General features: G+C 62.5%; 18 protein-coding genes and 1 other RNA gene. 10 read left to right on the top strand and 9 right to left on the bottom strand.

Translation table 11 applies throughout. The features are described 5' to 3' along the window. Nucleotides 1-26 precede the first annotated feature (26 nt). Entirely contained in the window at nucleotides 27-785 is a 759-nt protein-coding gene (locus tag I6L39_RS15875; protein WP_216990190.1) for an SDR family NAD(P)-dependent oxidoreductase, read from the top strand. 107 nt (nucleotides 786-892) lie between these two features. On the opposite strand, the gene I6L39_RS15870 is transcribed toward I6L39_RS15875, so the two are convergent. Next, nucleotides 893-2,326: a glycoside hydrolase family 1 protein gene (locus I6L39_RS15870; RefSeq protein WP_216990189.1), complete on the bottom strand. Its 1,434-nt coding sequence runs from the start codon at nucleotides 2,324-2,326 to the stop codon at nucleotides 893-895. A 146-nt stretch (nucleotides 2,327-2,472) separates the two neighbouring features. Here I6L39_RS15870 and I6L39_RS15865 point away from each other — a divergent pair, with 146 nt between their 5' ends. After that, a complete protein-coding gene (locus tag I6L39_RS15865; RefSeq protein ID WP_254203670.1) occupies nucleotides 2,473-3,411 on the top strand; it encodes a LysR family transcriptional regulator in 939 nt (312 codons plus the stop codon). Nucleotides 3,412-3,499: 88 nt separating this feature from the next. Beyond that, entirely contained in the window at nucleotides 3,500-5,077 is a 1,578-nt protein-coding gene (locus tag I6L39_RS15860) for a sensor domain-containing diguanylate cyclase (RefSeq protein ID WP_216990188.1), read from the top strand. Nucleotides 5,078-5,106: 29 nt separating this feature from the next. On the opposite strand, the gene I6L39_RS15855 is transcribed toward I6L39_RS15860, so the two are convergent. From I6L39_RS15855 to fdhD, 3 genes are all read right to left on the bottom strand, one after another. After that, the gene (locus I6L39_RS15855) at nucleotides 5,107-6,237 is read right to left on the bottom strand and encodes a BamA/TamA family outer membrane protein (protein WP_254203668.1); all 1,131 of its coding nucleotides are present in this window, start codon (nucleotides 6,235-6,237) and stop codon (nucleotides 5,107-5,109) included. Between the two features lie 248 nt (nucleotides 6,238-6,485). Next, the gene (locus tag I6L39_RS15850) at nucleotides 6,486-8,783 is read right to left on the bottom strand and encodes an FdhF/YdeP family oxidoreductase (protein WP_216990187.1); all 2,298 of its coding nucleotides are present in this window, start codon (nucleotides 8,781-8,783) and stop codon (nucleotides 6,486-6,488) included. Next, the gene (fdhD, locus tag I6L39_RS15845; RefSeq protein WP_216990186.1) at nucleotides 8,767-9,552 is read right to left on the bottom strand and encodes a formate dehydrogenase accessory sulfurtransferase FdhD; all 786 of its coding nucleotides are present in this window, start codon (nucleotides 9,550-9,552) and stop codon (nucleotides 8,767-8,769) included. Before fdhD ends, I6L39_RS15850 begins: the two co-directional genes overlap by 17 nt. A gap of 160 nt (nucleotides 9,553-9,712) precedes the next feature. Between fdhD and I6L39_RS15840 the strand changes: the two genes are divergently transcribed. Next, nucleotides 9,713-10,591 (top strand): LysR family transcriptional regulator, encoded by an 879-nt coding sequence (locus I6L39_RS15840; RefSeq protein WP_216991817.1) that lies wholly within the window; start codon nucleotides 9,713-9,715, stop codon nucleotides 10,589-10,591. Between the two features lie 63 nt (nucleotides 10,592-10,654). Here I6L39_RS15840 and I6L39_RS15835 read toward each other — a convergent pair whose 3' ends face one another. Then, nucleotides 10,655-11,506, bottom strand: a complete 852-nt coding sequence (locus I6L39_RS15835; RefSeq protein WP_216990185.1) for a type 1 glutamine amidotransferase domain-containing protein — start codon at nucleotides 11,504-11,506, stop codon at nucleotides 10,655-10,657. 117 nt (nucleotides 11,507-11,623) lie between these two features. Here I6L39_RS15835 and I6L39_RS15830 point away from each other — a divergent pair, with 117 nt between their 5' ends. The 5 genes from I6L39_RS15830 to yjfF all read left to right on the top strand — a co-directional run bounded on the left by I6L39_RS15830 (nucleotide 11,624) and on the right by yjfF (nucleotide 17,442). After that, entirely contained in the window at nucleotides 11,624-12,550 is a 927-nt protein-coding gene (locus I6L39_RS15830; RefSeq protein ID WP_254203667.1) for a LysR family transcriptional regulator, read from the top strand. 310 nt (nucleotides 12,551-12,860) lie between these two features. Continuing rightward, nucleotides 12,861-13,820, top strand: coding sequence for a galactofuranose ABC transporter, galactofuranose-binding protein YtfQ (ytfQ, locus tag I6L39_RS15825; RefSeq protein ID WP_042078264.1), 960 nt, complete (start codon nucleotides 12,861-12,863; stop codon nucleotides 13,818-13,820). Nucleotides 13,821-13,906: 86 nt separating this feature from the next. Continuing rightward, nucleotides 13,907-15,415 (top strand): galactofuranose ABC transporter, ATP-binding protein YtfR, encoded by a 1,509-nt coding sequence (gene ytfR, locus I6L39_RS15820; RefSeq protein ID WP_216990184.1) that lies wholly within the window; start codon nucleotides 13,907-13,909, stop codon nucleotides 15,413-15,415. A gap of 1 nt (nucleotide 15,416) precedes the next feature. Then, the gene (ytfT, locus tag I6L39_RS15815; protein ID WP_216990183.1) at nucleotides 15,417-16,436 is read left to right on the top strand and encodes a galactofuranose ABC transporter, ATP-binding protein YtfT; all 1,020 of its coding nucleotides are present in this window, start codon (nucleotides 15,417-15,419) and stop codon (nucleotides 16,434-16,436) included. After that, nucleotides 16,429-17,442 (top strand): galactofuranose ABC transporter, permease protein YjfF, encoded by a 1,014-nt coding sequence (gene yjfF, locus I6L39_RS15810; RefSeq protein ID WP_216990182.1) that lies wholly within the window; start codon nucleotides 16,429-16,431, stop codon nucleotides 17,440-17,442. The genes ytfT and yjfF overlap by 8 nt, the downstream gene beginning before the upstream one ends. A gap of 63 nt (nucleotides 17,443-17,505) precedes the next feature. Here yjfF and I6L39_RS15805 read toward each other — a convergent pair whose 3' ends face one another. The 3 genes from I6L39_RS15805 to ffs form a co-directional block, all read right to left on the bottom strand. Then, the gene (locus I6L39_RS15805; protein WP_216990181.1) at nucleotides 17,506-18,819 is read right to left on the bottom strand and encodes an FAD-binding oxidoreductase; all 1,314 of its coding nucleotides are present in this window, start codon (nucleotides 18,817-18,819) and stop codon (nucleotides 17,506-17,508) included. A 192-nt stretch (nucleotides 18,820-19,011) separates the two neighbouring features. Further along, nucleotides 19,012-19,797 carry a MetQ/NlpA family ABC transporter substrate-binding protein gene (locus I6L39_RS15800; RefSeq protein WP_216990180.1) on the bottom strand — a complete coding sequence of 262 codons (786 nt, stop codon included), beginning with the start codon at nucleotides 19,795-19,797 and terminating at the stop codon, nucleotides 19,012-19,014. A 498-nt stretch (nucleotides 19,798-20,295) separates the two neighbouring features. Continuing rightward, nucleotides 20,296-20,389: signal recognition particle sRNA small type (gene ffs / locus I6L39_RS15795), an RNA gene on the bottom strand. A gap of 345 nt (nucleotides 20,390-20,734) precedes the next feature. Here ffs and I6L39_RS15790 point away from each other — a divergent pair. After that, entirely contained in the window at nucleotides 20,735-21,004 is a 270-nt protein-coding gene (locus I6L39_RS15790) for a hypothetical protein (protein ID WP_124245252.1), read from the top strand. A 379-nt stretch (nucleotides 21,005-21,383) separates the two neighbouring features. Here I6L39_RS15790 and I6L39_RS15785 read toward each other — a convergent pair whose 3' ends face one another. Continuing rightward, complete coding sequence (locus tag I6L39_RS15785; RefSeq protein ID WP_182963760.1) at nucleotides 21,384-21,899, bottom strand: hypothetical protein; 516 nt, start codon at nucleotides 21,897-21,899, stop codon at nucleotides 21,384-21,386. Nucleotides 21,900-22,138: the final 239 nt, after the last annotated feature.

Genomic DNA, 22,138 nt, shown 5'->3' with positions numbered 1-22,138 from the left:
TCATTCACCCGGACAGGAGTCACACCATGACCAGACCCATCGCCCTCATCACGGGAGCCAGCCGCGGCCTCGGCAAGCACGGCGCCCTGGCCCTCGCGGCCAAAGGCGTCGATCTCATCCTCACCTATCGCAGCCAGGCCGGGGAGGCCGCCGCCGTGGTGGCCAGGGCCCGCGCCCTCGGGGTACAGGCCCATGCCCTGGCGCTGGACGTGGGGGAGAGCGCCACCTTCGCCGCCTTCGCAGACGAGGTGAAGCAGCTGCTCGCCCGGGAATGGCAGCGCACCCATTTCAACTTCCTGGTCAACAACGCCGGCATCGGCATCCGCGCCAGCTTCGAGCAGACCACGGAAGAGCAGTTCGACACCCTGCTCAACATCCACCTGAAGGGCACCTTCTTCCTGACCCAGGCGCTGCTGCCGCTCATCGCGGATGGCGGCCGCATCCTCAACCTCTCCACCGGCCTCACCCGCTTCGCCATGCCGGGCTATGCCGCCTACGCCGCCATGAAGGGGGGTGTGGAGGTGCTGACCCACTACCTGGCCAAGGAGCTGGGCCCCCGCGGCATCGCCGTCAACGTGCTGGCCCCCGGCGCCATCGAGACCGACTTTGGCGGTGGCGTGGTGCGCGACGACAAGGGGGTCAACGCCTTTCTCGCGAGCCAGACGGCCCTCGGCCGGGTGGGCCAGCCCGACGACATCGGCGGCGTCATGGCCGCCCTGCTCTCCGATGACAGCCGCTGGATCACCGCCCAGCGCATCGAGGCCTCGGGGGGCATGTTTATCTAGGCCGCGCTTCGCGCCAGCCCTCTCAAAACAGCAGGCCCCCTCGGATGAGGGGGCCTGCTGGCATTCAGGGCGGGCATTCTCTGCGCACTGCCGTGCTCACTCGCGCCTTACAGGGTCTTGCCGCCGGAGGCGATCACCTGGCGGTACCAGTGGAAGCTCTCCTTCTTGATGCGGCGCAGGGAGCCTCCCTGCTCGTCGCGCTCCACATAGACGAAGCCGTAGCGTTTCTGGTAGCCGTTGAGCCAGCTCAGGATGTCGGTGAAGGACCAGGCGCAGTAGCCAAGCAGCTCGACCCCGTCCTGCATCGCCTCCTGGCACGCCTTGATATGGCTGCGCAGGTAATCGATGCGGTAGTCGTCCTTCACCTTGTCTCCCGCCTCCAGCTTGTCGAACTCGCCGAGGCCGTTCTCGGTGATCATCAGCGGCAGGCCGTAGCGAGACGAGAGGCGACGCAGGGCGATGCGCATCCCGGTGGGATCGATGGCCCAGTCCCAGTTGCTGGTCTCAAGGTGCGGATTGGGGGCCGTCTTGTAGAGGCCGGGAATGCCGCTGGACGGCGTGGTGCCCTTCTTGCCCGTGGTGTTGATGCGCTGCATGGTCTGACCGCCGAGGGGATTGTCGGTGAAGGTCAGGGTGTAATAGTAGTTGACGCCTATGTAGTCCGGCGTCCCCTCCTTCAGCAGTGCCAGATCCCCCGGCAGGATCTCGGGGGCCTCGCCGGTTTCCCTCAGGTAGGCGAGCGCCGCCTGGGGGTAGCGGCCGAAGCAGTAGGCGTCCAGCCACCAGAGGTTGGTGAACTCCTCGGCGTTCTCGAATGCCAGCATGTCTTTGGGATCGCACGACGCCGGATAGGCGGGCGAGTAGGCGAAACTCGGGCCGATCAGCCCCCCCGGCACATGCTCGCGGAACGCCTTGATGACCCTGGCGTTGGCGAGAAACGCGATGTGGTTGGCGGCAAAGAAGCGCTTCCTGTCCTGCACCGCGGGCGGGTGGGTGCCGAGTTGATAAGCGTTGGTCAGGTTGTAGTTCTGCTCGTTGAGCGACACCCAGTACTTCACCTTGGCGCCGAAGCGCTGGTAGAGGGTCACGCAGTAGCGCTCGAAGTCGTCGATGATGCGCCTGTCTTCCCAGCCGCCGTACTCGTCCTGCAGCGCCTGGGGCAGGTCCCAGTGATAGAGGGTCAGCACCGGCTCGATGCCGTGGGCCAGCAGGGTATCGATGAGTTTCTCGTAGAAGGTCAGCCCCGCCTCGTTCACCTCGCCGCGGCCGGTCGGATAGATGCGCGGCCAGCTCACCGAGAAGCGGTAGGCCTTGAGCCCCATCTCCGCCATCAGCGCCACGTCCTCCTCCATACGGTGGTAGTGATCCACCGCCACGTCGCCGTTGCTGCCCTCAAAGGTCTTGCCCGGCAGCTTGGTGAACAGATCCCACACCGAGGGGCCCTTGCCATCGGCATTCCAGGCCCCTTCCACCTGATAGGCGGCGGAGGCGGCGCCCCACAGAAAATCGGTGGGGAAGTCGTTGAACTTGTGATGATGCATCTGGTGTTGCTCCTTCTGCGCGAATGGCCCTGCCCCCCCTGCGGGGAGCCCGAAATCAATTGGCATCAGCATCCAACACTTCTAAAATTCCGTCCAATGACAAATATGACCACTCAAGATTCCCAATAGGAATGAAAGGGGAAACCATGGAGCTAAGGGATCTGAAAGCCTTCGTCACCCTGGGGGAGGTATTGCACTTCGGTCAGGCGGCGGCGCGCCAGCACATCACCCAGTCGGCCCTGAGCAAGCAGATCCGGCGCCTGGAGGCGGAATTTGGCGGCGATCTGTTCGAGCGCAGCGCAAGCCACACCCGGCTCACCGCCCTGGGCCGCGCCCTCTACGGAGACGCCTATGCCCTGGTGGCCCAGAGCGAGCAGCTCGCCCGCAGCGCCCGCGACGTGCTGGCGGGCAACGGCGGCACCCTGCGCATCGGCTTCGGGGTCGCCACCAAGCTGCTGGTGCCCGCCGCCATCGCCCGGTTTCGGGCCAGCCGCCCCGGGGTCGGCATCGAGCTCAACGATCTCTCCACCCACCACCAGTTGCTGGCGCTGGCCGAGGGGCGGCTGGATCTCGGCTTCTGCCGCCTGCCCGCCCCCAAAGGCTGGCACTGCCTGCCTGTGGTGCGCGCCCATTTCGTCGCCGTGCTGCCTGCGAGTTACGCCGGGGTCAGCGGCCTCAAAGATCTGGTGGACAGGCCGCTCGCCATCCTGCGCCGGGACAAGGCCCCCTCCTTTTACGATCAGTTCGTCCACTACCTGGCCCAGAGCGGGCTGAGGTTTCAGGAGATCCAGTACGTAAACGACTTCGCCGCCGGCATCGCCACCGCGGCGGCAGGCATCGCCTGGACCCTGGTGCCCTCCTCCACCACCATAGAGCACCCGGACGTGCTGACCCTGCCCCTGGAGGAGCCCGAGGCGAGCTGGATCATCGGGCTCATTCGCCCGCCAGGCAACGACAACCCCCTCATCACCCCCTTCTGGCAGACGGTGGCGGCGCTTGCGGATCCCGCCCTCGGCGATCCGCCCGGGCAGCAGAACAGGGTGTCACCCGACGACCCTACCTCCGACGAGAAGGGTATCACCTGAGAACCACATTAAGGGTAGCTTTGGGCGGACACCCCCCTTAAAATCGTGCCATTGCCTCTGGCGCCCACGACAAGGATCCGTTTCTTCCATGCCATCCCACTGGTTGCTGAGGTTTGACCTTCATCGCCTCATCCTGGCCCTGGCCGTGCTCGGCGTGCTGGCCACCTTCGGCAACAGCTTCTACGCCATCCATCAGGCCCAGCGGCAGTTGCTGATCGACAGCACCCTGGAGGCGAACCGGGTCTATGCCGCCAAGCTGGCCGCCTCCACCGACGCCATGCTGCGCTCGGCCCAGGGGCAGCTCGCCTATGGCGCCAGCCGGCTGGCGCCCATGCTGCTGGCCAATGACGTCGAGAGGCTCGATGAGCTGATGAGTCAGCTGCGCCAGCAGACCAACACCTTCAACTCGGTGGCCGTCGTGAACACCGAGGCCACCGTGGTCGCCGTCTCCCCCGAGACCCTGAAGGTCAAGGGGGTCAAGCTTAGCTCCCGCAGCGCCCGTCAGAGTCTCGCCAGTCGGAAGCCACTCATCTCGGACCCGCTCATCGCCCTCTCGGGCAACTACCTTATCAGCCTCTCCTATCCGATCTTTGCGGCCGACGGGCGCTACCTCGGCTTCGTGGCAGGCAGCATCTATCTGGAGTCCGCCAGCGTGCTCTCCAGCCTGCTGGGCCAGCACTACTATCAGGACGGCTCCTACCTCTATGTGGTAGACCGGCAGAGAACGCTGATCTACCACCCCAATCCCAAGCGCATCGGCCAGAAGGTCGGCGACAACCGGGTGGTGGACGAGGTATTGCAAGGGCGGCAGGGCGCGCAGGCCGTGCTCAATTCCGGAGGAAACGAGATGCTGGCGGGCTTCGCCCCGGTGGCAGGCGCCGGCTGGGGCGTGGTGGCCCAGCGCCCCCGCAGCGCCACCCTGGCCGGGCTGGATCAACAGATGTTCGAGATCCTCAAGGGGATGATCCCGGTCACCCTCTTCATCCTCTTCGTCATCTGGCTCTCGGCCACCGCCATTGCCAGGCCGCTGCGACAACTGGCCAACCGGGCCAGGCTGATGGATCAGCAGGGGGCGGCTTCCAACATCTCCGGCATCCGCGCCTGGTACTACGAGGCGGCCCAGCTGAAGCTGGCCATCCTCAAGGGGCTGGGGCTGCTCAACACCAAGATAGACAAGCTGCACACCGACAGTCACACCGACCCCATGACCGGGCTCTTCAACCGGCGGGCCATGCAGCAGATGCTGGACGACTACCAGGCCCAGTCACGCCCCCTGGCCGTGATCGCCCTCGACATCGATCACTTCAAGGCCATCAACGACGGCTTCGGCCACGACGTGGGGGATGCCGTCATCATCGCCCTGGCGACCCTGATGCAGCAGGATCTGCGCCCCGATGCCGCTCTGTGCCGCAGCGGCGGCGAGGAGTTCCTGTTGCTGCAGCCCGGGGTCTCCCTGGCGCAGGCCCAGCGGATCGCCGAGCGGCTGCGGGCCAGGGTGGCCAGTCACGAGATGGAGACGGGCGGGCATATCACCATCTCCCTCGGGGTCGCCCACTGGCCGGCGGATACCCCGGATCTCGCCGCCGTGCTCAAGCAGGCGGACAAGGCGCTCTACGAGGCCAAGCGCAGGGGCAGAAACTGCGTGGTGGTGGCAGAGGCGGATTGACATGCGGCCCCATCAGGGGCCGCGTTGTATCAGAAGCTGTAACCCATCTTCAGGTAGATGCCGGCGTTGTCATCCTTGCCCATGGCGTATTCGAGGTTGGCCACTATGCCCGCCTCCGGCTTGAGCAGGTACTGCACCCCCGCCCCCCAGGCGGGATAGACGTTGTCGCGGTCGCCACAGTCGAGGGCCTCGCCGTTGACGCCGTCCCCATAGAGGCAGGCCACCCCGGCAAAGGCGGTCAGGGTCCAGCGTTCCGCCAGCTGGTAGCGCTCCTCCACCTCCACCGCCGACATGTGCTGTCCCAGGTATTCCCCCGGGGTGTAGCCACGCAGGTAGATGGGGGAGTAGGAGCCCGTCGGCGCCTGGTGAGAGAACTGGTTGCGATTGCGCCAGGCGAGCACATGGCCATCGCCGTGGCTCCAGTAGCCGCGATAATCCACCCGGTAGATATCGAAGTCCTCCTCTCCCCCCAGCCCCTCCCGGTAGGCCAGGTTGTTGACGTTGAGGTACCAGCCCCTGGTCGCACGAAAGTCGCTGTCACGGGAGTCGTGCTGCACCACCAGCCCCAGGCCCCCCGAGGTGAAACCCTCCAGCCCCAGCTCCTCCAGGATCTGGTCGGACTGTGGATCCTGCCCCTGCATCTCGTAGTTGGAGTAGGCCGCCATGCCGCCGACGAACCAGTCCCCCTCCACCCGATGGAGGTAGCGCAGGAAGGCGGAGCGGAAGTGGTCGTTGGTCTCGAGGGGGCGGCCGCTGCCGAGGTAGTCCTCGTAGTCGTTGTTGATGTCCCCCGAGATGATGCCGCCGACGAGGCGGTGGTGGTCCGCCCCGAACGACGTCTTGGCGAAGGCGCTCGCGATCAGGGACTCCGAGGTGGTGTACTTGGCCGAGACGGTGAAGAGCGAGGGGCGCGATCCCTCGTCGAACTGGTGCAGGTAGCCCACCATCAGGCCCCCCGCCGTGTCCAGCTTGGGGCTGGAGCTTAGCAGCGGCACAAACAGCCAGGGCGAGCGCCCGGCCTCCCCCTTGCCGTTCGCCCCGGCCTTCTCCTTGTCCTCCCCGCCCTCCTGGCTCGCCTCCTCGGCGGGCGCCGCGTTCACGATCGGGCTGGCCAGGATCAGGGCGAGGCTGGCCAGCAGCGCTGTGCTTGAATTCAACATCTGTGGGATCCGTATCGGGTTGAGTGCGCCGCCGCTCGGGATGGACCGACGCGGGCGCGCCACTTCAGGTAACCGTCCCGGCCTGGTCGAGGGGGATCGGGAGAGGGGCAGAAGCATAGGTGCAAGCGCGGGCCCCGGCTACCTAAAGGTGGTCAGCCATACAATCGCCATACAGCTTGGCCACACATTGGCCCGGATGAATACCACCCAAGCCAAGACCCCTGTCATGGACAGGGGTCTTGGGAGGGTCAGAGGTTGACGGCCAGGCTCGCGGCCTGTGGCTGGCTTGGGGTCACCAGCACGGGTACCGACTTGGAGGTGGGGGTGAAGGAGCCCTCCCCTATGCTGTCGATGGCCACCAGGGGGTTGGTCTCCGGGTAGTAGGCGGCGATGTTGCCCCTGGGGATCTCGTAGAAGATGACGCTAAAGCCGCGCACCACCCGCTCGCGCCCGTCGTTGCAGATGGCCGCCATGTCCACTAGCTGCTCCTCGGCGAGCCCCAGCCTCCTGGCGTCCTCTTCGTTCATGAAGACCACGTTGCGCCGCCCCTTGATGCCGCGGTAGCGATCGTCCATGCCGTAGATGGTGGTGTTGTACTGATCGTGGGAGCGCAGGCTCTGCAGCAGCAGCACGGGCTGATCCTGCATCTGCTCCGCGTGGCTGGTGCACTCGGGCAGGATGGAGTCCGGCAACCTGCTCGCCCTGAATTCGGCGCGCCCGCTCGGGGTGTTCCAGCGCAGCAGGGCGGCGCTGTTCTCCAGGTGGAAGCCGCAGGGCTCCTCGATGCGGCGATTGAAGTCGTCAAAGCCGGCGATGGTCTCGGCGATAAGGTCGCGCAGCAGTCCATAGTCATCCCGCAGTGCCAGCCAGTCCACCCGCTCGCTGCCGAGCGTCGCCTCGGCCATGCGCGCGACTATGTCGATTTCGGAGAGGCAGAGCGGCGAGACCGGCTCGTTCATGCCGGTGGAGGCGTGCACCATGCTGAAGGTGTCCTCCACGGTGATCTTCTGCACCCCGCTGCGCTGCAGGTCGAGCTCGGTGCGGCCGAGACAGGGCAGGATCAGGGCATCCTTGGAGACCATGAGGTGGCTGCGGTTGAGCTTGGTGCTGATCTGCACATTGAGCTCGCAGCGGCGCATCGCCTCATAGGTGAAGTCGGTGTCCGGCGCCGCGGCCGCCAGGTTGCCCCCGAGGCAGATGAGCACCTTGCTCCTGCCGCCGTGCAGGGCCTTGAGGGCCTCATGGACGTTGTGGCCCGGCGTGCGCTTGAGGCCCACCGGGAAGCGGCGCTCCAGACGATCGAGGAAGGCAGCGTTGGGTTTCTCGTTGATCCCCATGGTGCGGTTGCCCTGCACGTTGCTGTGGCCGCGCACCGGGCAGAGCCCGGCCCCCGGCTTGCCGATCTGGCCGCACATCAGGTGCAGGTTGACGATTTCGCGAATGGTGTCGACCGAGTGCTTGTGCTGGGTGATCCCCATGGCCCAGCAGCTGATCACGCGATCGCTCTTGGCAAAGATCTGCGCCGCCCGGGTGATCTCCTCTCGACCGAGCCCGGATTGCGCCTCTATCTGCGCCCACTCCGTGGCCTTCACCTTGGCAAGATACTCGTCAAAGTGCGCGGTGTGCTGTTCGATAAAGGCGAGATCGAGGCGGCTCCCCTCCTCTTCCAGGATGTATTTCGCCATGCCGCGAATGGCCGCCATGTCGCCGCCAAGCTTCGGCGTGAGGTACTGGTGGCTAATGGTGGTGGCCGCCGGGGTCAACAGCTCCGCCGGGCTCTGGGGGCTGGCGAAGCGCTCGAGGGCCACCTCTTTCAGGTTGTTGAAGGTGACTATCTGGCAGCCCTGGCGCGCCGCCTTGCGCAGGGCGTTCATCATGCGCGGGTGGTTGGTGCCCGGGTTCTGGCCAAAGACGAAGATGGCTTTGGCGGCGTCGAAGTCATCGAGCACCACTGTGCCCTTGCCCACCCCGACGGACTGGATCAGCCCCACCCCGCTCGCCTCGTGGCACATGTTGGAGCAGTCGGGGAAGTTGTTGGTGCCATAGAGGCGGCCGAACAGCTGATACAGATAGGATGCCTCGTTGCTGGCACGTCCCGAGGTGTAGAACTCCACCTCGTCGGGGCTGGCCAGGCTCTTGAGCTTGTCGGCGATGAGGGCAAACGCCTGGTCCCAGCTTATCGGCTCGTAGTGGTCGGTGGCCGGGTTGTAGCGCAGGGGCTCGGTCAGCCGCCCCTGGTATTCGAGCCAGTAGTCGCTCTGGGTGGCGAGGCGACGCACCGAATGCTCGGCGAAGAAATCGGCCCCCACCGTCTTGCCGGTGGATTCCCAGGCCACCGCCTTGGCGCCGTTCTCGCAAAACTGGAAGGCCCCCTGCTTGTTGTCACCCCAGGCGCAACCCGGGCAGTCGAAGCCGTCGGTCTGGTTGACCCGCAGCAGGTTCTTGATGTTCTGGCGGGTCTTCTGGCTGCGTAGCACCTGCTTGAAGGTGGACTGCAGGGAGGAAAAGCCGCCGGCCTTGGCCGGTTTCTCAATATGATGGGACATGGAGTTCTCCAACGTGATCCTGGGCGCGGGGGCTGGCATAGCAGACCGGGGCGTCGGATCGGGGCACATGAATGAGGGTCAGGTTGTATTTTTGGGCCAGTCGCACCGCGAGCTGGCTGGGAGAGGCGAGGCTGATCAGGTGCGCCGCGCCAAATTGCACCGCCTTGTGAATGAGTTCGCTGCCGCAGCGGCTGGTGATGACCAGAGTATCGGCCTGCGCAGATTGGCGCAGCTGCATGCCGATGAGCTTGTCCAGGGCATTGTGGCGACCTATGTCCTCCCGGCAGGCGAGGATCTCACCGCGATCATTCAGCGCCAGGGCGGCATGGAGGGCCCCGCTCTGGCGGGCCTTGCTCTGCCAGGGGGCGATGCGCTCGCGCAAGTCCCGCAGACGCTCGATATCGAAGGGGACGCCCGGAGTCAGGGGGGTGAGCGCCGGCAGCGCATGCTCCATGGCCTCCACCCCGCAGATGCCGCAGCCGCTCGCCCCGGCCAGGCGGCGCTTGCGCTGGCCCAGGGCCGCCAGACAGCGGTTGGCGATGGTGACGTCGAGCACCACCCCCTGCTCGGAAGGGGTGCTCTGGATGTCGTGCACATCGTGGTTGCCGCCGATGATCCCCTCGCCAAACAGAAAACCGATGGCGAAGTCGTCGAGATCGTCCGGGGTGGCCATCATGACCGCGTGGTTGATGCCGTTGATGTTGACGGACACGGCCACCTCTTCCACCAGCTCATCCAGCCTGGGCAACCGTGAATTGAAAGGGTTCATGCGAGACGCTTATAAGCTGTATTCGGGCCTCAAGTTTAGATAAGCCGCCGCGCCAAAACCAATGAAACAAATCTATTCGTTGATAGACAACCTCTATTGCCATGGCTATGTCGATTGATTAACTTTGTCAGCCATCCTCCACCTCAATCGCCTCTCTTCGATGAACATCAAGCAGTTGCACTATTTCCACGAGCTGGCCCAGCACAAACACTTCGCCAAGGCGGCCAAGGCCTGCTTCATCACCCAGCCGACCCTGTCGGCCAGCATCACGGCGCTGGAAAAGTCCCTCGGCACCGAGCTGGTGGTGCGCAACAGCCAGTTCGTGGCGCTGACCCAGGCGGGGGAAGTGGTGCTGCGCCACGCCGAGCGGATGCTCCGGGAGCAGGATGCCCTGCGCCAGGAGCTGAGTCTGTTTAGTGGCGGGCTGTCGGGGGCCCTGCGCATCGGCGTGGTGCCCCAGTCAAGCATCGACATCATGCCGCTGCTCAAGGGGTTCAACGACGCCTTCCCCAAGGTCGGCCTGCACCTGTCGGTGATGACCCACGGCACCCTGATGGATCAACTGGATCTACACCGCATCGACATCGGCCTCGGCTTTGACGAACTGCTCACCGAGCACCAGCGCCGGACCCTCGACGTCCAGCTGCGCCACCCCAACCCCATGGCACTGCTGGGTCCCCTGCCCCCTCACCTCAACGAGAACCAGCCCCTGAGGCTGGCGGACTTGCAGGATCTCCCCCTGATCCTGCCAAGCACCACCATGCAGTTTCGCCGCTACCTCGACGAGACCGCCGCCCGCCAGCAGCTCAGCCTGCGGGTGGTGCTGGAGACCGACTCCCTGTTCCACCTGGTCAACGGGGTGAGCCACGACCTGGGCTGCGCCGTGGTCAGCGCCGGCATCGCCGCCACCGCCCAGCAGCTCTTCAAGCTGTCCTGCCACCCCTTGAGCGATGCGAGCGCCGGCACCATCGCCTTCATCACCCGAAAACACAGCGTCACCCCCGCCATGAAGGCGTTTCTCGCCAAGGCCGAGACATGAAAAAGGCAGCCCACCCTGGGCTGCCTGCATCTGTCGTCTGGGGAGCTGTCGCCTCCCGTGGCGTCAGCGCGCCCCTTGCTGCTTGTCCAGCGCCGCGATGAAGGCGCTCGCCAGGGCGTGGTCGGAGAAGGGATTCTGGCCTGTGATGAGCTCCCGATCGATCACCACGCCGGGCTGCCAGGGGGCGACGAACTGCATCTTGCCACCGGCTTGCGCCATGGCCTGCGCCGGGTAGTAGCGCAGCTTGTCGCCCTTGAGCGAGTCTTCGAACACCACCTCCTCCTTGTCGGAGAAGATGGTCATCCTGTAACCGTCGTAGATCCACTCCCTGGCCCCGCCCGCCTTGCCTGCGATGACGGCCTGCTCGAACCCGGCTGGATCCTCCTGCGCCGCCAGCAGCGCGATGGGGCCGTGGCAGATGGCCGCCGTGGGCTTCTGGTGGTCGTGGAAGTGGCGCAGCAGGGTGCCCACCTCGGGATCCTTGGCGAGATCGATAAGCGGGGCGTGGCCACCGGGAATGAAGAGGCCGGCATAGCGCTCGGGACCGGATTGCAGCACCTCCCTCAGGGAGAGCACCTGGTTGGCACCAAACAGGCCCTCCACCACGGCGCCGATGCGCGCCATCTCCTGCGGGTTGCCGCCAAAATACTGGGGATCGATGGAGTGCTTGTCGGCTTCGGGCCGGTTCCCTCTCGGGGTCACCGGGGTCAGGGTATAACCGGCCTCCAGCAGGGCGGCGGCAGGCACCCCCAGCTCATTCTGGTAGAAGCCGGTGGTCAGGCTCTTGCCCCCTTGCAGCGGCAGCTCGGTCTCGCTCGAGAGCAGCACCAGGATCTCGCCTTTCGGGGCGGCGCTGGCCGAGGCCGAGGTCGCCAGCAGCAGTGAGGCCAGCACGGCCTTGAGGGTGTTCTTCATCGTGATCTTCCTTCTGATGGCAGTGATCGATCGGGCGGCCACCGGGCCGCCCTCGATGAGCAATTTACTGATTACCCACGGGCGAATAAACTCACACCATTGAACTTGATTATTTACATGGATGAACATATGTCCCGTGCCTTCGACCCCGTCCAGCTCGGCACCATAGAGCTCTTTTGCAAGGCAGCCGAACTTGGCAGCTTCACCGCCACGGCCCAGGTGCTGGGGGTGACGCCCGCCTCGGTGAGCCGCTCCATCCAGCGGCTCGAGGCCAGGCTCGGCGTCAAACTCTTCCATCGCACCACCCGCAGCGTGCGCCTCACCCACGACGGTGAGCTCTATCGGGATCAGTGCCAGCAGGCGCTCGAGCAGATCGCCGAGGCAGAGCGGGCCATCACCGGCCGCCAGCGCCACCCCAAGGGGGTGCTGCGCATAAGCGTGGGCACCGTCTATGCCCACCACCGCCTGGTGCCCCTGCTGCCGGGCTTTATGGCGGCCTATCCCGAGGTCGAACTGGAACTCAATGTCTCCAACAGGAACATCGACTTCGTGGAGGACGGCTACGATCTCGCCATCCGGCTGGGGGAGCCGCGCGATGGGCGGATCATCGCCCGCAAGCTGGAGGATGCCAGCCTCGGGGTCTTCTGCGCCCCCGACTATGTCGCCCGCCGCCCCGCGCCGACCTCCCTGGACGCCCTGCAGCAACACGATCTGATCCAGTTCATCACCCCGAGCACGGGTCGCCCCTTCCCCTGGCAGTTTGTGGACGAGCAGGGATCCCCTGTCGATCTCCATGTGCACAGCCGCCAGCGGGTGCTGGACGACGTGCTGGCGGGCCTGGGCTGGGCGGTGGCGGGCGGCGGCCTGTTCCAGATCTACCATTTCGTGGCGGCAGAGGCGCTCCGCCAGGGCAAGCTGGTGGAGGTCATGACGCCCTTTGCGGGGCGATCCCGCCCCTTCTACGCCCTCTATCCCCAGCACCGCCACCTCTCCGCCCGGGTGCGGGCCTTCGTGGACTACCTGCTGGCGGCGGTGCGCCCCTGAGGCAAGGTCCCTCTCTTTTTTAAATAACGGTGCGCGCCAGGCTGACGCCCCCCTGACCATCCTTCTTCCGGGGCGAGAAGGCGATGCCCACTCTGGACACTCTGGTTGCCGGAATAAATATGCAGAGAAATCAACGCAGCCCCCGCCGGATATATGAACTCTTCTGCTGTTTGTATGAAGCATCGTGCTGCTGAAAATTTTCTGTGAGCCACCTCCCGCCGTTTAATTAAAGAGCCTATAACCTTGACCCGTACAATAAAAACCTGACGCGTTCCGGTTTATTTCACCATGCATCACAAAGGAGTGTCATATGTATAAAAAAGTGAAACTGGCGGGCATTATCAGCACCCTTATTCTCTCGGCCACTGCATATTCTGCAGAGATGACCGTGGGCTTCTCGCAAATAGGTTCTGAATCCGGGTGGCGAGCCGCGGAAACCTCGGTCGCCAAGAGCGAAGCCCAAAAACGCGGCATCATCCTGAAAATTGCCGATGCCCAGCAGAAACAGGAGAACCAGATCAAGGCCATTCGCTCCTTTATTGCCCAGGGGGTGGATGCCATCTTTATTGCCCCCGTGGTACAGACCGGCTGGGAGCCGGTATTGCAGGAGGCGAAAGAGGCCGAGATCCCGGTCTTCCTGCTGGATCGCAATATCACGGTAAAAGATGATGGTCTCTTCATGACCGGGGTCGCTGCAGACAGCGTCCACGAAGGGGAGGTGGCGGCCCAGTGGCTCATCAAGCAGCAGGATGGCAAGCCGTGCAACGTGGTGGAATTGCAGGGCACAGTGGGTGCCAGCGTGGCGCTGGATCGCAAGAAGGGCTTCTTCGACACCGTCGCGGCCGTGCCCACCATCAAGATCATCCGCACCCAGTCCGGCGACTTCACCCGCAGCAAGGGCAAGGAGGTGATGGAGAGCTTCATCAAGGCGGAAAATAGCGGCAAGAACATCTGCGCCGTCTACGCCCATAACGATGACATGGCCATCGGCGCCATCCAGGCCATTAAAGAGGCCGGGCTGAAACCAGGCAAGGATATCAAGATCATCTCCATCGACGGCGTGCCGGATATTTTCAAGGCGATGATGGCCGGTGAAGCCAATGCCTCGGTGGAGCTCACGCCGAATATGGCAGGCCCCGCCTTCGATGCCCTGCTGGCCTATAAAAAGGATGGCGCCCTGCCCCCCAAACTTATCAAGACGGAGTCTGTTCTGTTCGAGCCAGAGAGTGCCGAGGCGCAGCTCGAGCTGAAAAAAGACATGGGTTATTAATGCCCGCCCTCTGAGCCAGCCTGTCAAATAACACGTCATATCGGCTGGGTTGCGATATGGCGTGTTATATCGGAGAGCCTATTTTCATGTCACAGAACAATCAGGATGTCCTGTTGAATGCCCGCGGGATCTGTAAATCCTTTCCCGGGGTACGGGCCCTGCATCAGGTGGACTTCTCCCTGCGCCGGGGGGAGATCATGGCGCTGCTCGGCGAGAACGGGGCCGGCAAGTCCACTTTGATCAAGACCCTCACCGGTGTCTATCAGCGAGACGCCGGCCGCATCGAGCTCGATGGCGTCCCCATCTCCCCGACGGACACCGCCCATGCCCAGCGCCTGGGGATAGGCACCGTCTATCAGGAGGTCAACCTGCTGCCGAACATGTCGGTGGCGGACAACCTCTTCATCGGCCACGAGCCCCGCCGTTTCGGCTTCATCGACCGGGGCGCCATGACCCGGCAGGCCAGCGCCATCATGGCCAGCCACGGCTTCGAGATGGATGTCACCCTGCCCCTGGACCACTACTCGGTCGCCATGCAGCAGATCGTGGCCATCGCCCGGGCGGTGTCACTCTCCGCCAGGATCCTGATCCTGGACGAGCCCACCGCGAGCCTGGATGCCAGCGAAGTCCAGATGCTCTTCGCCCTGATGACGCGCCTGCGGGATCAGGGGGTGAGCCTCATCTTCATCACCCATTTTCTCGATCAGGTCTACGCCATCAGCGATCGCATCACAGTGCTGCGCAACGGCGAGCTGGTTGGCACCCGCGACACCCAGGCACTGCCACAACTGGAGCTGGTCAAGATGATGCTGGGGCGCGAGCTGGACGACAACGCCCTCAAGCGGGCGGGCAAGACGTTGCGCAGCCACCAGCCCACGGTGTCGTTCAGGGGCTATGGCAAGCGCGGGGTCATCGCCCCCTTCAGCCTCGACGTCATGCCCGGGGAGATAGTGGGCCTCGCCGGCCTGCTCGGGTCCGGTCGTACCGAGACCGCCGAGCTGATGTTCGGCATAGTGCCGAGCGACAGCGGCGAGTGCCGGGTGCGGGACAACCCAGTGACCATCCGCTCTGCACGCCAGGCGGCCGCCAACGGCTTTGGTTTCTGCCCGGAGGATCGCAAGAGCGCCGGCATCATCGCCTCGGCCTCGGTGCGGGAGAACATGGTGCTGGCCCTGCAAGCCCAGCGGGGCTGGTTGCGACCCCTGTCTCGCAAGGAGCAGGACGAGATCACAGCCCGCCTCATCGAGCAGCTGGCCATCAAGACCCCGGGGCCGGAGCAGCCCATCCAGTTTCTCTCCGGGGGCAACCAGCAGAAGGTGCTGCTCGCCCGCTGGCTGCTCACCAAGCCCCAGTTCCTGATCCTGGACGAGCCCACCCGGGGCATCGACGTGGGGGCCCACGCCGAGATCATCCGCCTCATCGAATCCCTCTGCGCCAACGGGCTGGCCCTGCTGGTCATCTCTTCCGAGCTCGAGGAGCTGGTGGGCTATGCCGATCGGGTGATCGTCCTTCGCGACAGAAAACAGGTGGCAGAGCTTGCGACGGACGCCCTCAGCGTCCCTGCCATCATGAACGCCATTGCATGTGAGGCCTGATATGACGTCATCCATCCTCCCCCTCGCCAAGGGGTCGCGCGCCCGCAGGGAGTGGCCCACGGGCTCGGCCCAGTGCGCCGCCCTGGTGGGCGTGCTGCTCATCAATGCCCTGGTCGCCGACAACTTCTTCGCCATCCACATTCAGGATGGGCGGCTGTTTGGCAGCCTCATCGACATCCTCAACCGCTGCGCCCCTGTGGCCCTGCTCTCCCTTGGCATGACGCTGGTGATCGCCACCGGCGGCATCGATCTGTCGGTGGGAGCCGTCATGGCCATCAGCGGGGCCACCATGGCCAGCCTGGCCACCGGCGGTCACAGCCTGCCGGTCATCTTCGCCGCCGTCATCGGGGTGGGCCTTCTGTGCGGCCTGTGGAACGGCCTGCTGGTGGCGGTGTTCAAGATCCAGCCCATAGTCGCGACCCTGATCCTCATGGTGGCAGGCCGGGGCATCGCCCAGCTCATCACCGAGGGGCAGATCATCACCTTCAACAACGACGCCCTCGCCTGGATCGGCAGCGGTTCCCTCTTCTATCTACCCACCCCGGTCATCATCACCCTGGGAATGGCGCTGCTGCTCTGGCTGCTGACCAAGCGCACCGCCCTCGGCCTCTTCATCGAGGCGGTGGGGATCAATATCAAGGCTGCCAAGAACGCCGGGCTCAACACCCCCATGGTGGTGATCGCCACCTACCTGTTGAGCGGCATCATGGCCGCCGTCGCCGGCATGATAGTCGCCGCCGACATCCGGGGTGCCGATGCCAACAACGCCGGGCTCTGGCTCGAGATGGACGCCATCCTGGCGGTGGTGATAGGGGGCACCTCCCTGATGGGGGGGCGCTTCAACCTCGCCCTCTCCCTGATCGGCATACTGATCATCCAGGGGGTGAACACAGGTATCCTGCTCTCCGGCTACCAGCCCCAGTGGAACCAGATCGTCAAGGCCCTGGTGGTGCTGGCGGTGCTGGTCATGCAGTCACCGGCCCTCAACCACCTGTGCCAGCGAGGGACTCGCCATGTTTAAACGCAACCTCCCCCTGATGGTGACCATCATGGTGTTTCTGGTGGGCTATCTGCTCTGCCTGGCCTCCTTCCCTGCCTTCATGTCCACCCGCATCATCTGCAACATACTGACGGACAACGCCTTCCTCGGCATAGTGGCGGTGGGCATGACCTTCGTCATCCTCTCGGGGGGCATAGATCTCTCGGTGGGAGCCGTCATCGCCTTCACCGGCGTGCTGCTGGCAAAACTCATCGGGGATCTGGGGGTCAGCCCCATGCTGGCCATCCCCCTGGTGCTGGTGCTCGGCGCGGGCTTCGGCGCCCTCATGGGCTGGCTTATCGACACCCTGAAGATCCCCGCCTTCATCATCACCCTGGCAGGCATGTTCTTCCTGCGGGGGGCCAGTTTTCTCATCTCCGAGCAGTCCCTGCCCATCGATCACCCCAGCTTCACCTACCTGTCGAGCCTGTCGTGGAAGATACCGGGAGGCGGACGCCTCAGCCTGCTGGCCCTCATCATGCTGGCGGTGGTGGTGCTTGGCATACTGCTCGCCAACCGCACCCGCTTTGGCAACAACGTCTACGCCATCGGTGGCAACGCCACCTCGGCGGCCCTGATGGGGATCTCGGTGCGCCACACCACCATCCGCATCTATCTGCTCTCCACCACGTTGGCGACCCTGGCGGGTATCGCGTTCGCGCTCTATACCTCGGCGGGCTATCCGCTCGCCGCCGTCGGGGTGGAGCTCGATGCCATCGCCGCCGTGGTCATCGGCGGCACCCTGCTGAGCGGCGGGGTGGGCACCGTCTTCGGCTCCCTGTTCGGGGTGCTGATCCAGGGGCTGATCCAGACCTACATCAACTTCGACGGCACCCTCAGCTCCTGGTGGACCAAGATCATCATCGGTCTGCTGCTATTCAGCTTCATCGCCCTGCAGCGCCTGCTGATCCTGGTTTCGGAACACCGCAAGGCCAACAAGCCAGGCCCCTTCAAGCGCCAGGCCTCTGCCGCCACCGAGCTTGAATGACACAGCAACAACGTCTGCCTCCTGCTCAGCCAGGGGGCAGACCTCCCCCGTGGTGGTCAGGCGCTAGTATTCGCCCGCCCCCAGTAGCCGCTCTTTCCAGAGATAACCCTGCACCCCCAGATCCAGCAAGGGCCGTGGCGGGAGATAGTTTGCCATGCCCAGGGCGCGCATCTGCTCGCCCCAGGGGCTCTCCACTCCGCACACCAGGTCGGCCAGCGCCTTGCCCGCCATGGTCTGCTTGCTGATCCCGGCCCCGTTGCATCCCAGCGCGGCGTAGAGATCCGGGCCGAACTGGCCCCACAGCGGCGCCCCGTTGCGGCTCACGCTGATGAGCCCGGACCAGCTATGGGCGAAGGCCACCTCCCCAAGTTCGGGAAAGCGGGAGAGCAACAGCCGGCGGTGACGCCGCACCATGGCCTCGTTGGTCCCGGCACGACTTTGCAGTGTCGGCGCATGAGCCACATGCTGGCGGATCAGGATGCGGTGATCCCGGGTGTAGCGAAAGGTGGCGCCGACGATGGCGTTGACCGGGGTCAGCCCCCAGGGGGCAATGTCCCCCAGCCCGGCCCGCTGCCGTGGCGTCAGCGGCTCGGTCAGGGTGGCATGGGTCACCAGGGAGGCGAGCTTGCCGGCAAAGGGGGTCAGCTGACCCGCGCCGCCGTTGACGGCAAACATGGCCTTGCCCGCCACCACCTCCCCATGGGGCGTGGTGATGCGAACGCCGCCTGTGTTGTCCACCCGCAGGGCAGGGCTGCGCTCATACAGGGTCACATTGTCCGGCAGCTTGTCGGCCAGCCCCCGTACCAGAGCGGCCGGATTGAGCAGCACTGTATTGGGGGTATAGATGGCCGAGTGGTAGAAGCCGGTACCCAGGCGGGCCGAGAGCGCCGCCCCCTCCAGGTACTCATAGCCTTCGTCCAGCAGATCCAGCTCGTGGGCGTATTGCTTGAGCAGCCCGGCGGATCCGGCCTTGACGGCGCAGTGATACTTGCCGCTCTGCTGCCAGTCGCAATCGATGCGATACCGACCGACCCAGTGCGCCAGCTGGGCCAGTCCCCCTTTCAGCAGTCGCCGATAGTGGCTGGCCTTGGCCAGCTCGGCGGTGCCACTGCCGATATTGTGGGGCAAGTCGATGGCAAACCCCGAGTTGCGTCCGGCTGCGTTGTCCCCCTCCACACCCGCCTCCAGCAGCACGATGCGGGCCTGTGGCTGATGCTCGGCCAGCGCATGGGCAAAGGCCAGCCCGGCATAGCCCGCCCCTACCACCACCCAGTCCCCCTGGACCACCTCCTGCAGATGGGGTGTGGGGACCCGCTCGGGCAAGATGGCGGCCCAGCCGTTGGCCTCTTTGTGCCGGGGCAAATAACGAAACTTCATGGGACATCCTGTTCACACGAAAAAATCGGCAAGGACCCTGTCAATCATGGGCCCTGCTGGTGACATGCCTTGTCAGGCCTTATTGTGCAGCCAGAGAATGCCGTATACGGGCGCCCCTTCCGTGAGGGCAACCCGTATTAAAAAACGGCATCAACGGCAGGTGGATATGATGGATAAATCACTGTCATTTCATTACCACGCGGGGATTGCCGTCCCTTTATAATATTTATCCAATGCAGCCTTGACCTCCTCATTCTGGTAAGAAGCAACCAGGGTTTTCACCCAGGGGGCACTTTCATTGCCACTTTTGACCGCGATGAAATTATTGTAAGGATTCTCTTTTGCCGTCTCGGAATAAATACGTTGCTGCTGGCTCAGCCCGGATTTCAATGCCCAGTCCGTATTGACCACGGCCGCATCCAGATCCTCCAGCGAGCGCCCTATGATGCCGGTATCCAGCTCCCGGATTTGCAATTTCTTGGGGTTGTCGATGATGTCGGTGGTGGTCGCCAGTATGCCCGAGCCAGGGCGCAGCTTGATGACCCCGGCCGACGCCAGCACCCGCAGCGCGCGCCCTTCGTTGCTGGGATCATTGGGCACCCCTATGATGGCCTCCTCCGGCAAGTCACCGACTGCCTTGAATTTCTTGGAATACAGGCCGATGGGCCACACGGCCGTATTGCCGACCGGCACGATATGATAGCCGCGGCTCTTTACCTGATTATCCAGGTAGGGTTTGTGCTGGAATGCGTTGGCGTCTATTTCACCATTCTCCAGCGCCTCGTTGGGTAGGATATAGTCATTGAACTTGACAAGTTCGATATCCAGCCCCTGTTTCTTGGCCTGTGCCGACGCAACTTTCCACACATCTTCATCTTCGCCGCTCATGATCCCCAGCCGGATGGTTTCTCCGGCATTGGCATACCCAGAAATAATGGCGGCAACCAGAGGTGTCACTTTGAATATCGATTTCAACATGGCTATTTCCTTGCTAATTAATGATGACGACCCCGAGATTACGGGGTCGGCGCAAGGAGCACAAAGCACAAGATATCCCTTGGATATATCAGAAATGAGGAATGCCGGGATCAGTGAAATAGCCCGATGCCAAGGGCTATTTTCAATCTTTTACTTCCACCATGTGGTACACAGATGGCGGCCGATACCGGATGCTGGAACCGTCCATGTCGGCCTCCTGCGAAGTGAGAAAACAGGCAAGACCAAGAGAGGATATTGACGACCTGCACGGGCTGCCAGCTTGTCTCGGGTTGGCAGGGATGTTTGATCCCGTTACGACGACCGCTCTTGATGACGACCACAGGGAGCAGTGTCACCTTGCGGTAGTACCAGAGACCTTGAGGACTGAGCCAGAGATTCACAGAGAAGACTCCTGATTCATCCACATAAAGTGGATTACCAAGAGGTCTGAAGAGGGTGATTAGCTGTAACTTATTGAATGGCAGAAACAAGTGGTGGCCCTACCAGCCACATCCCGGCACTCGAGTCCCCCGCCTTGGCTGCTACCTTCCGGTCCTGACCAGGTCGACGGGTTATCAATGCGAGCCCAAATAAATCAGGCACTTGGGGATGGAACTGATTGCCATCAACAAGATTTCTAAAATCAAGATGTAACAACTAACCCGACCAAAGTAATCCACATGAAGTGGAGTAGCTATAGGGGCAATTGAGGAGCCCATGATAACTGCCCTCCCCTAATGCTTCAAGCCAATGAAGAACAGACGTAGTAAGCCAACGTAAAACAGCGCCACAGGTGAAAGAAAAGCGGGTAATAGAAGCTCACTGGAAATCCAGTAGTTGGCCTTTGCTCTGGTATCTAAGGGATGTTGTGAAGAGGATCAAGTAACGATGAGAGACCTTTCAGCATAATAAGCTCCATAGTGAATCGGAGACTTTTATGCGTATTTTAAGTGCTAGCTTATTTTCCCTTCTTGTCGTGTTTGGATTGCCTATTGCTGCCGCATCTGAAGATTCAGAAGAGTGCATTCAAGCAAGAGAAGAGGCTGAGAGTGCGGCAGACGTTCTTGCAACAGCAGCGAGCTCATTACATTCATGTGCAACAAATCTGGATCTTGAAGATGACTGTTCGTATGAGATGAGTAATGCGCAAAGTGCACATTCTGATTATGAATCTAGTGTTGCTGATGTCAGCAGTTACTGTGAATAACTTACCATTCTTAGAGACACCTGCATTCCAAACAAACGCTGTTCAATAAACAGCCAGAAAAACTCGTTCCAGCTCAGACCAACTTGGCATTTCCCCAGCTTGTACAGATCTGGTCTTCATTAGACCTCCCTCTATTCCAGCAGGAATGGGGAGATCCCCAAAGTATGGAGATCACCGAGTTTGAGGGGGGGCTGATAGGTATCTTATAGATAAGATTATTGGGATAGTCTTTATTGGTAATCATCACTAGCCAGAGCTGGCATTCATTCCCAATGAGCAAACGATGTCAGATCTGATAGAAGGTCTGGTAGATAATACTTTTTTGATAATCATCCCAGACCAAGATCGATGGGTTCAGACTATCCCTGTAAACTCAAGCCTATGCTGCCTGACACTCCGACCAGACCGAGGAGTGATCTGACGGATTACTAAATAATGTCAGACTATTTCCAGTTGGCCCCCTTCCGATTTGTTCCCCAAGTTCTAGCTTAGCAAGGTAGTAGTCGATTGATTTACTCGCACTAATAGCAGCATTAGCTAGCTGACTCACGTATTGCTTGCTGACAGTGTCTGCCATTCGAGACTCGAGGAACGCCTTCACATTGGCATTGGTCAGCGTGGGGAAAGCCATGAGTAGCTTGATGATGAGTGTTGTATTTAATGGTTTTCCTGTGTACTTCTCGGAATTGTTCAACCTTGCAGCTCCAACAATCACATCATTGCACCAGCTTGGCAACTCGTAGATAGACGGGACTTTAAAAGGTAGCAGCAACCCATCTTCCAACGGGAGAGAAGTGCTATAGCGGTAAAGCCATTGGCGGACAAAGCGATTATCGTGGGTAAATACTGGACGGCCACGCTTAGGGGTAGCGATGGAATTAGTCAGTTCGGTCATTCAGTTTTCTCTGGTTTGGTTGGTTTATCTCATGGGCTGTTCTCCATTGGTCAGGGTTTATTGGAAGGCAATTTTACAAAGGAAGGATCACGAGGACAAGCTGGCAGGCTGTCCAAAAACAGGGGCGGTAAGAAAGAGGGTCGATAGATTTATTCTCTCCTATGGTCAGGGTTTATTCAAATCAGCCAAGCATCGGACAGGTGATAGGCTGCCAGTGGATAGAGGCATCGACAGGAAGC

The sequence above is a fragment of the Aeromonas sp. FDAARGOS 1409 genome (assembly GCF_019048705.1).
Lineage (GTDB): Bacteria > Pseudomonadota > Gammaproteobacteria > Enterobacterales > Aeromonadaceae > Aeromonas > Aeromonas sanarellii.
This window is presented reverse-complemented; position numbering and strand designations above follow the sequence as displayed.

Coding starts and splice junctions, on each gene's coding strand:
- ytfT (WP_216990183.1), top strand. CDS start 15,417: ATGACGTCATCCATCCTCCCCCTCGCCAAGGGGTCGCGCGCCCGCAGG.
- I6L39_RS15790 (WP_124245252.1), top strand. CDS start 20,735: ATGCGTATTTTAAGTGCTAGCTTATTTTCCCTTCTTGTCGTGTTTGGA.
- I6L39_RS15870 (WP_216990189.1), bottom strand. CDS start 2,326: ATGCATCATCACAAGTTCAACGACTTCCCCACCGATTTTCTGTGGGGC.
- I6L39_RS15855 (WP_254203668.1), bottom strand. CDS start 6,237: ATGTTGAATTCAAGCACAGCGCTGCTGGCCAGCCTCGCCCTGATCCTG.
- I6L39_RS15830 (WP_254203667.1), top strand. CDS start 11,624: ATGGATGAACATATGTCCCGTGCCTTCGACCCCGTCCAGCTCGGCACC.
- ytfQ (WP_042078264.1), top strand. CDS start 12,861: ATGTATAAAAAAGTGAAACTGGCGGGCATTATCAGCACCCTTATTCTC.
- I6L39_RS15840 (WP_216991817.1), top strand. CDS start 9,713: ATGAACATCAAGCAGTTGCACTATTTCCACGAGCTGGCCCAGCACAAA.
- I6L39_RS15800 (WP_216990180.1), bottom strand. CDS start 19,797: ATGTTGAAATCGATATTCAAAGTGACACCTCTGGTTGCCGCCATTATT.
- I6L39_RS15860 (WP_216990188.1), top strand. CDS start 3,500: ATGCCATCCCACTGGTTGCTGAGGTTTGACCTTCATCGCCTCATCCTG.
- fdhD (WP_216990186.1), bottom strand. CDS start 9,552: ATGAACCCTTTCAATTCACGGTTGCCCAGGCTGGATGAGCTGGTGGAA.
- I6L39_RS15805 (WP_216990181.1), bottom strand. CDS start 18,819: ATGAAGTTTCGTTATTTGCCCCGGCACAAAGAGGCCAACGGCTGGGCC.
- I6L39_RS15875 (WP_216990190.1), top strand. CDS start 27: ATGACCAGACCCATCGCCCTCATCACGGGAGCCAGCCGCGGCCTCGGC.
- ytfR (WP_216990184.1), top strand. CDS start 13,907: ATGTCACAGAACAATCAGGATGTCCTGTTGAATGCCCGCGGGATCTGT.
- I6L39_RS15850 (WP_216990187.1), bottom strand. CDS start 8,783: ATGTCCCATCATATTGAGAAACCGGCCAAGGCCGGCGGCTTTTCCTCC.
- I6L39_RS15785 (WP_182963760.1), bottom strand. CDS start 21,899: ATGACCGAACTGACTAATTCCATCGCTACCCCTAAGCGTGGCCGTCCA.
- I6L39_RS15835 (WP_216990185.1), bottom strand. CDS start 11,506: ATGAAGAACACCCTCAAGGCCGTGCTGGCCTCACTGCTGCTGGCGACC.
- yjfF (WP_216990182.1), top strand. CDS start 16,429: ATGTTTAAACGCAACCTCCCCCTGATGGTGACCATCATGGTGTTTCTG.
- I6L39_RS15865 (WP_254203670.1), top strand. CDS start 2,473: ATGGAGCTAAGGGATCTGAAAGCCTTCGTCACCCTGGGGGAGGTATTG.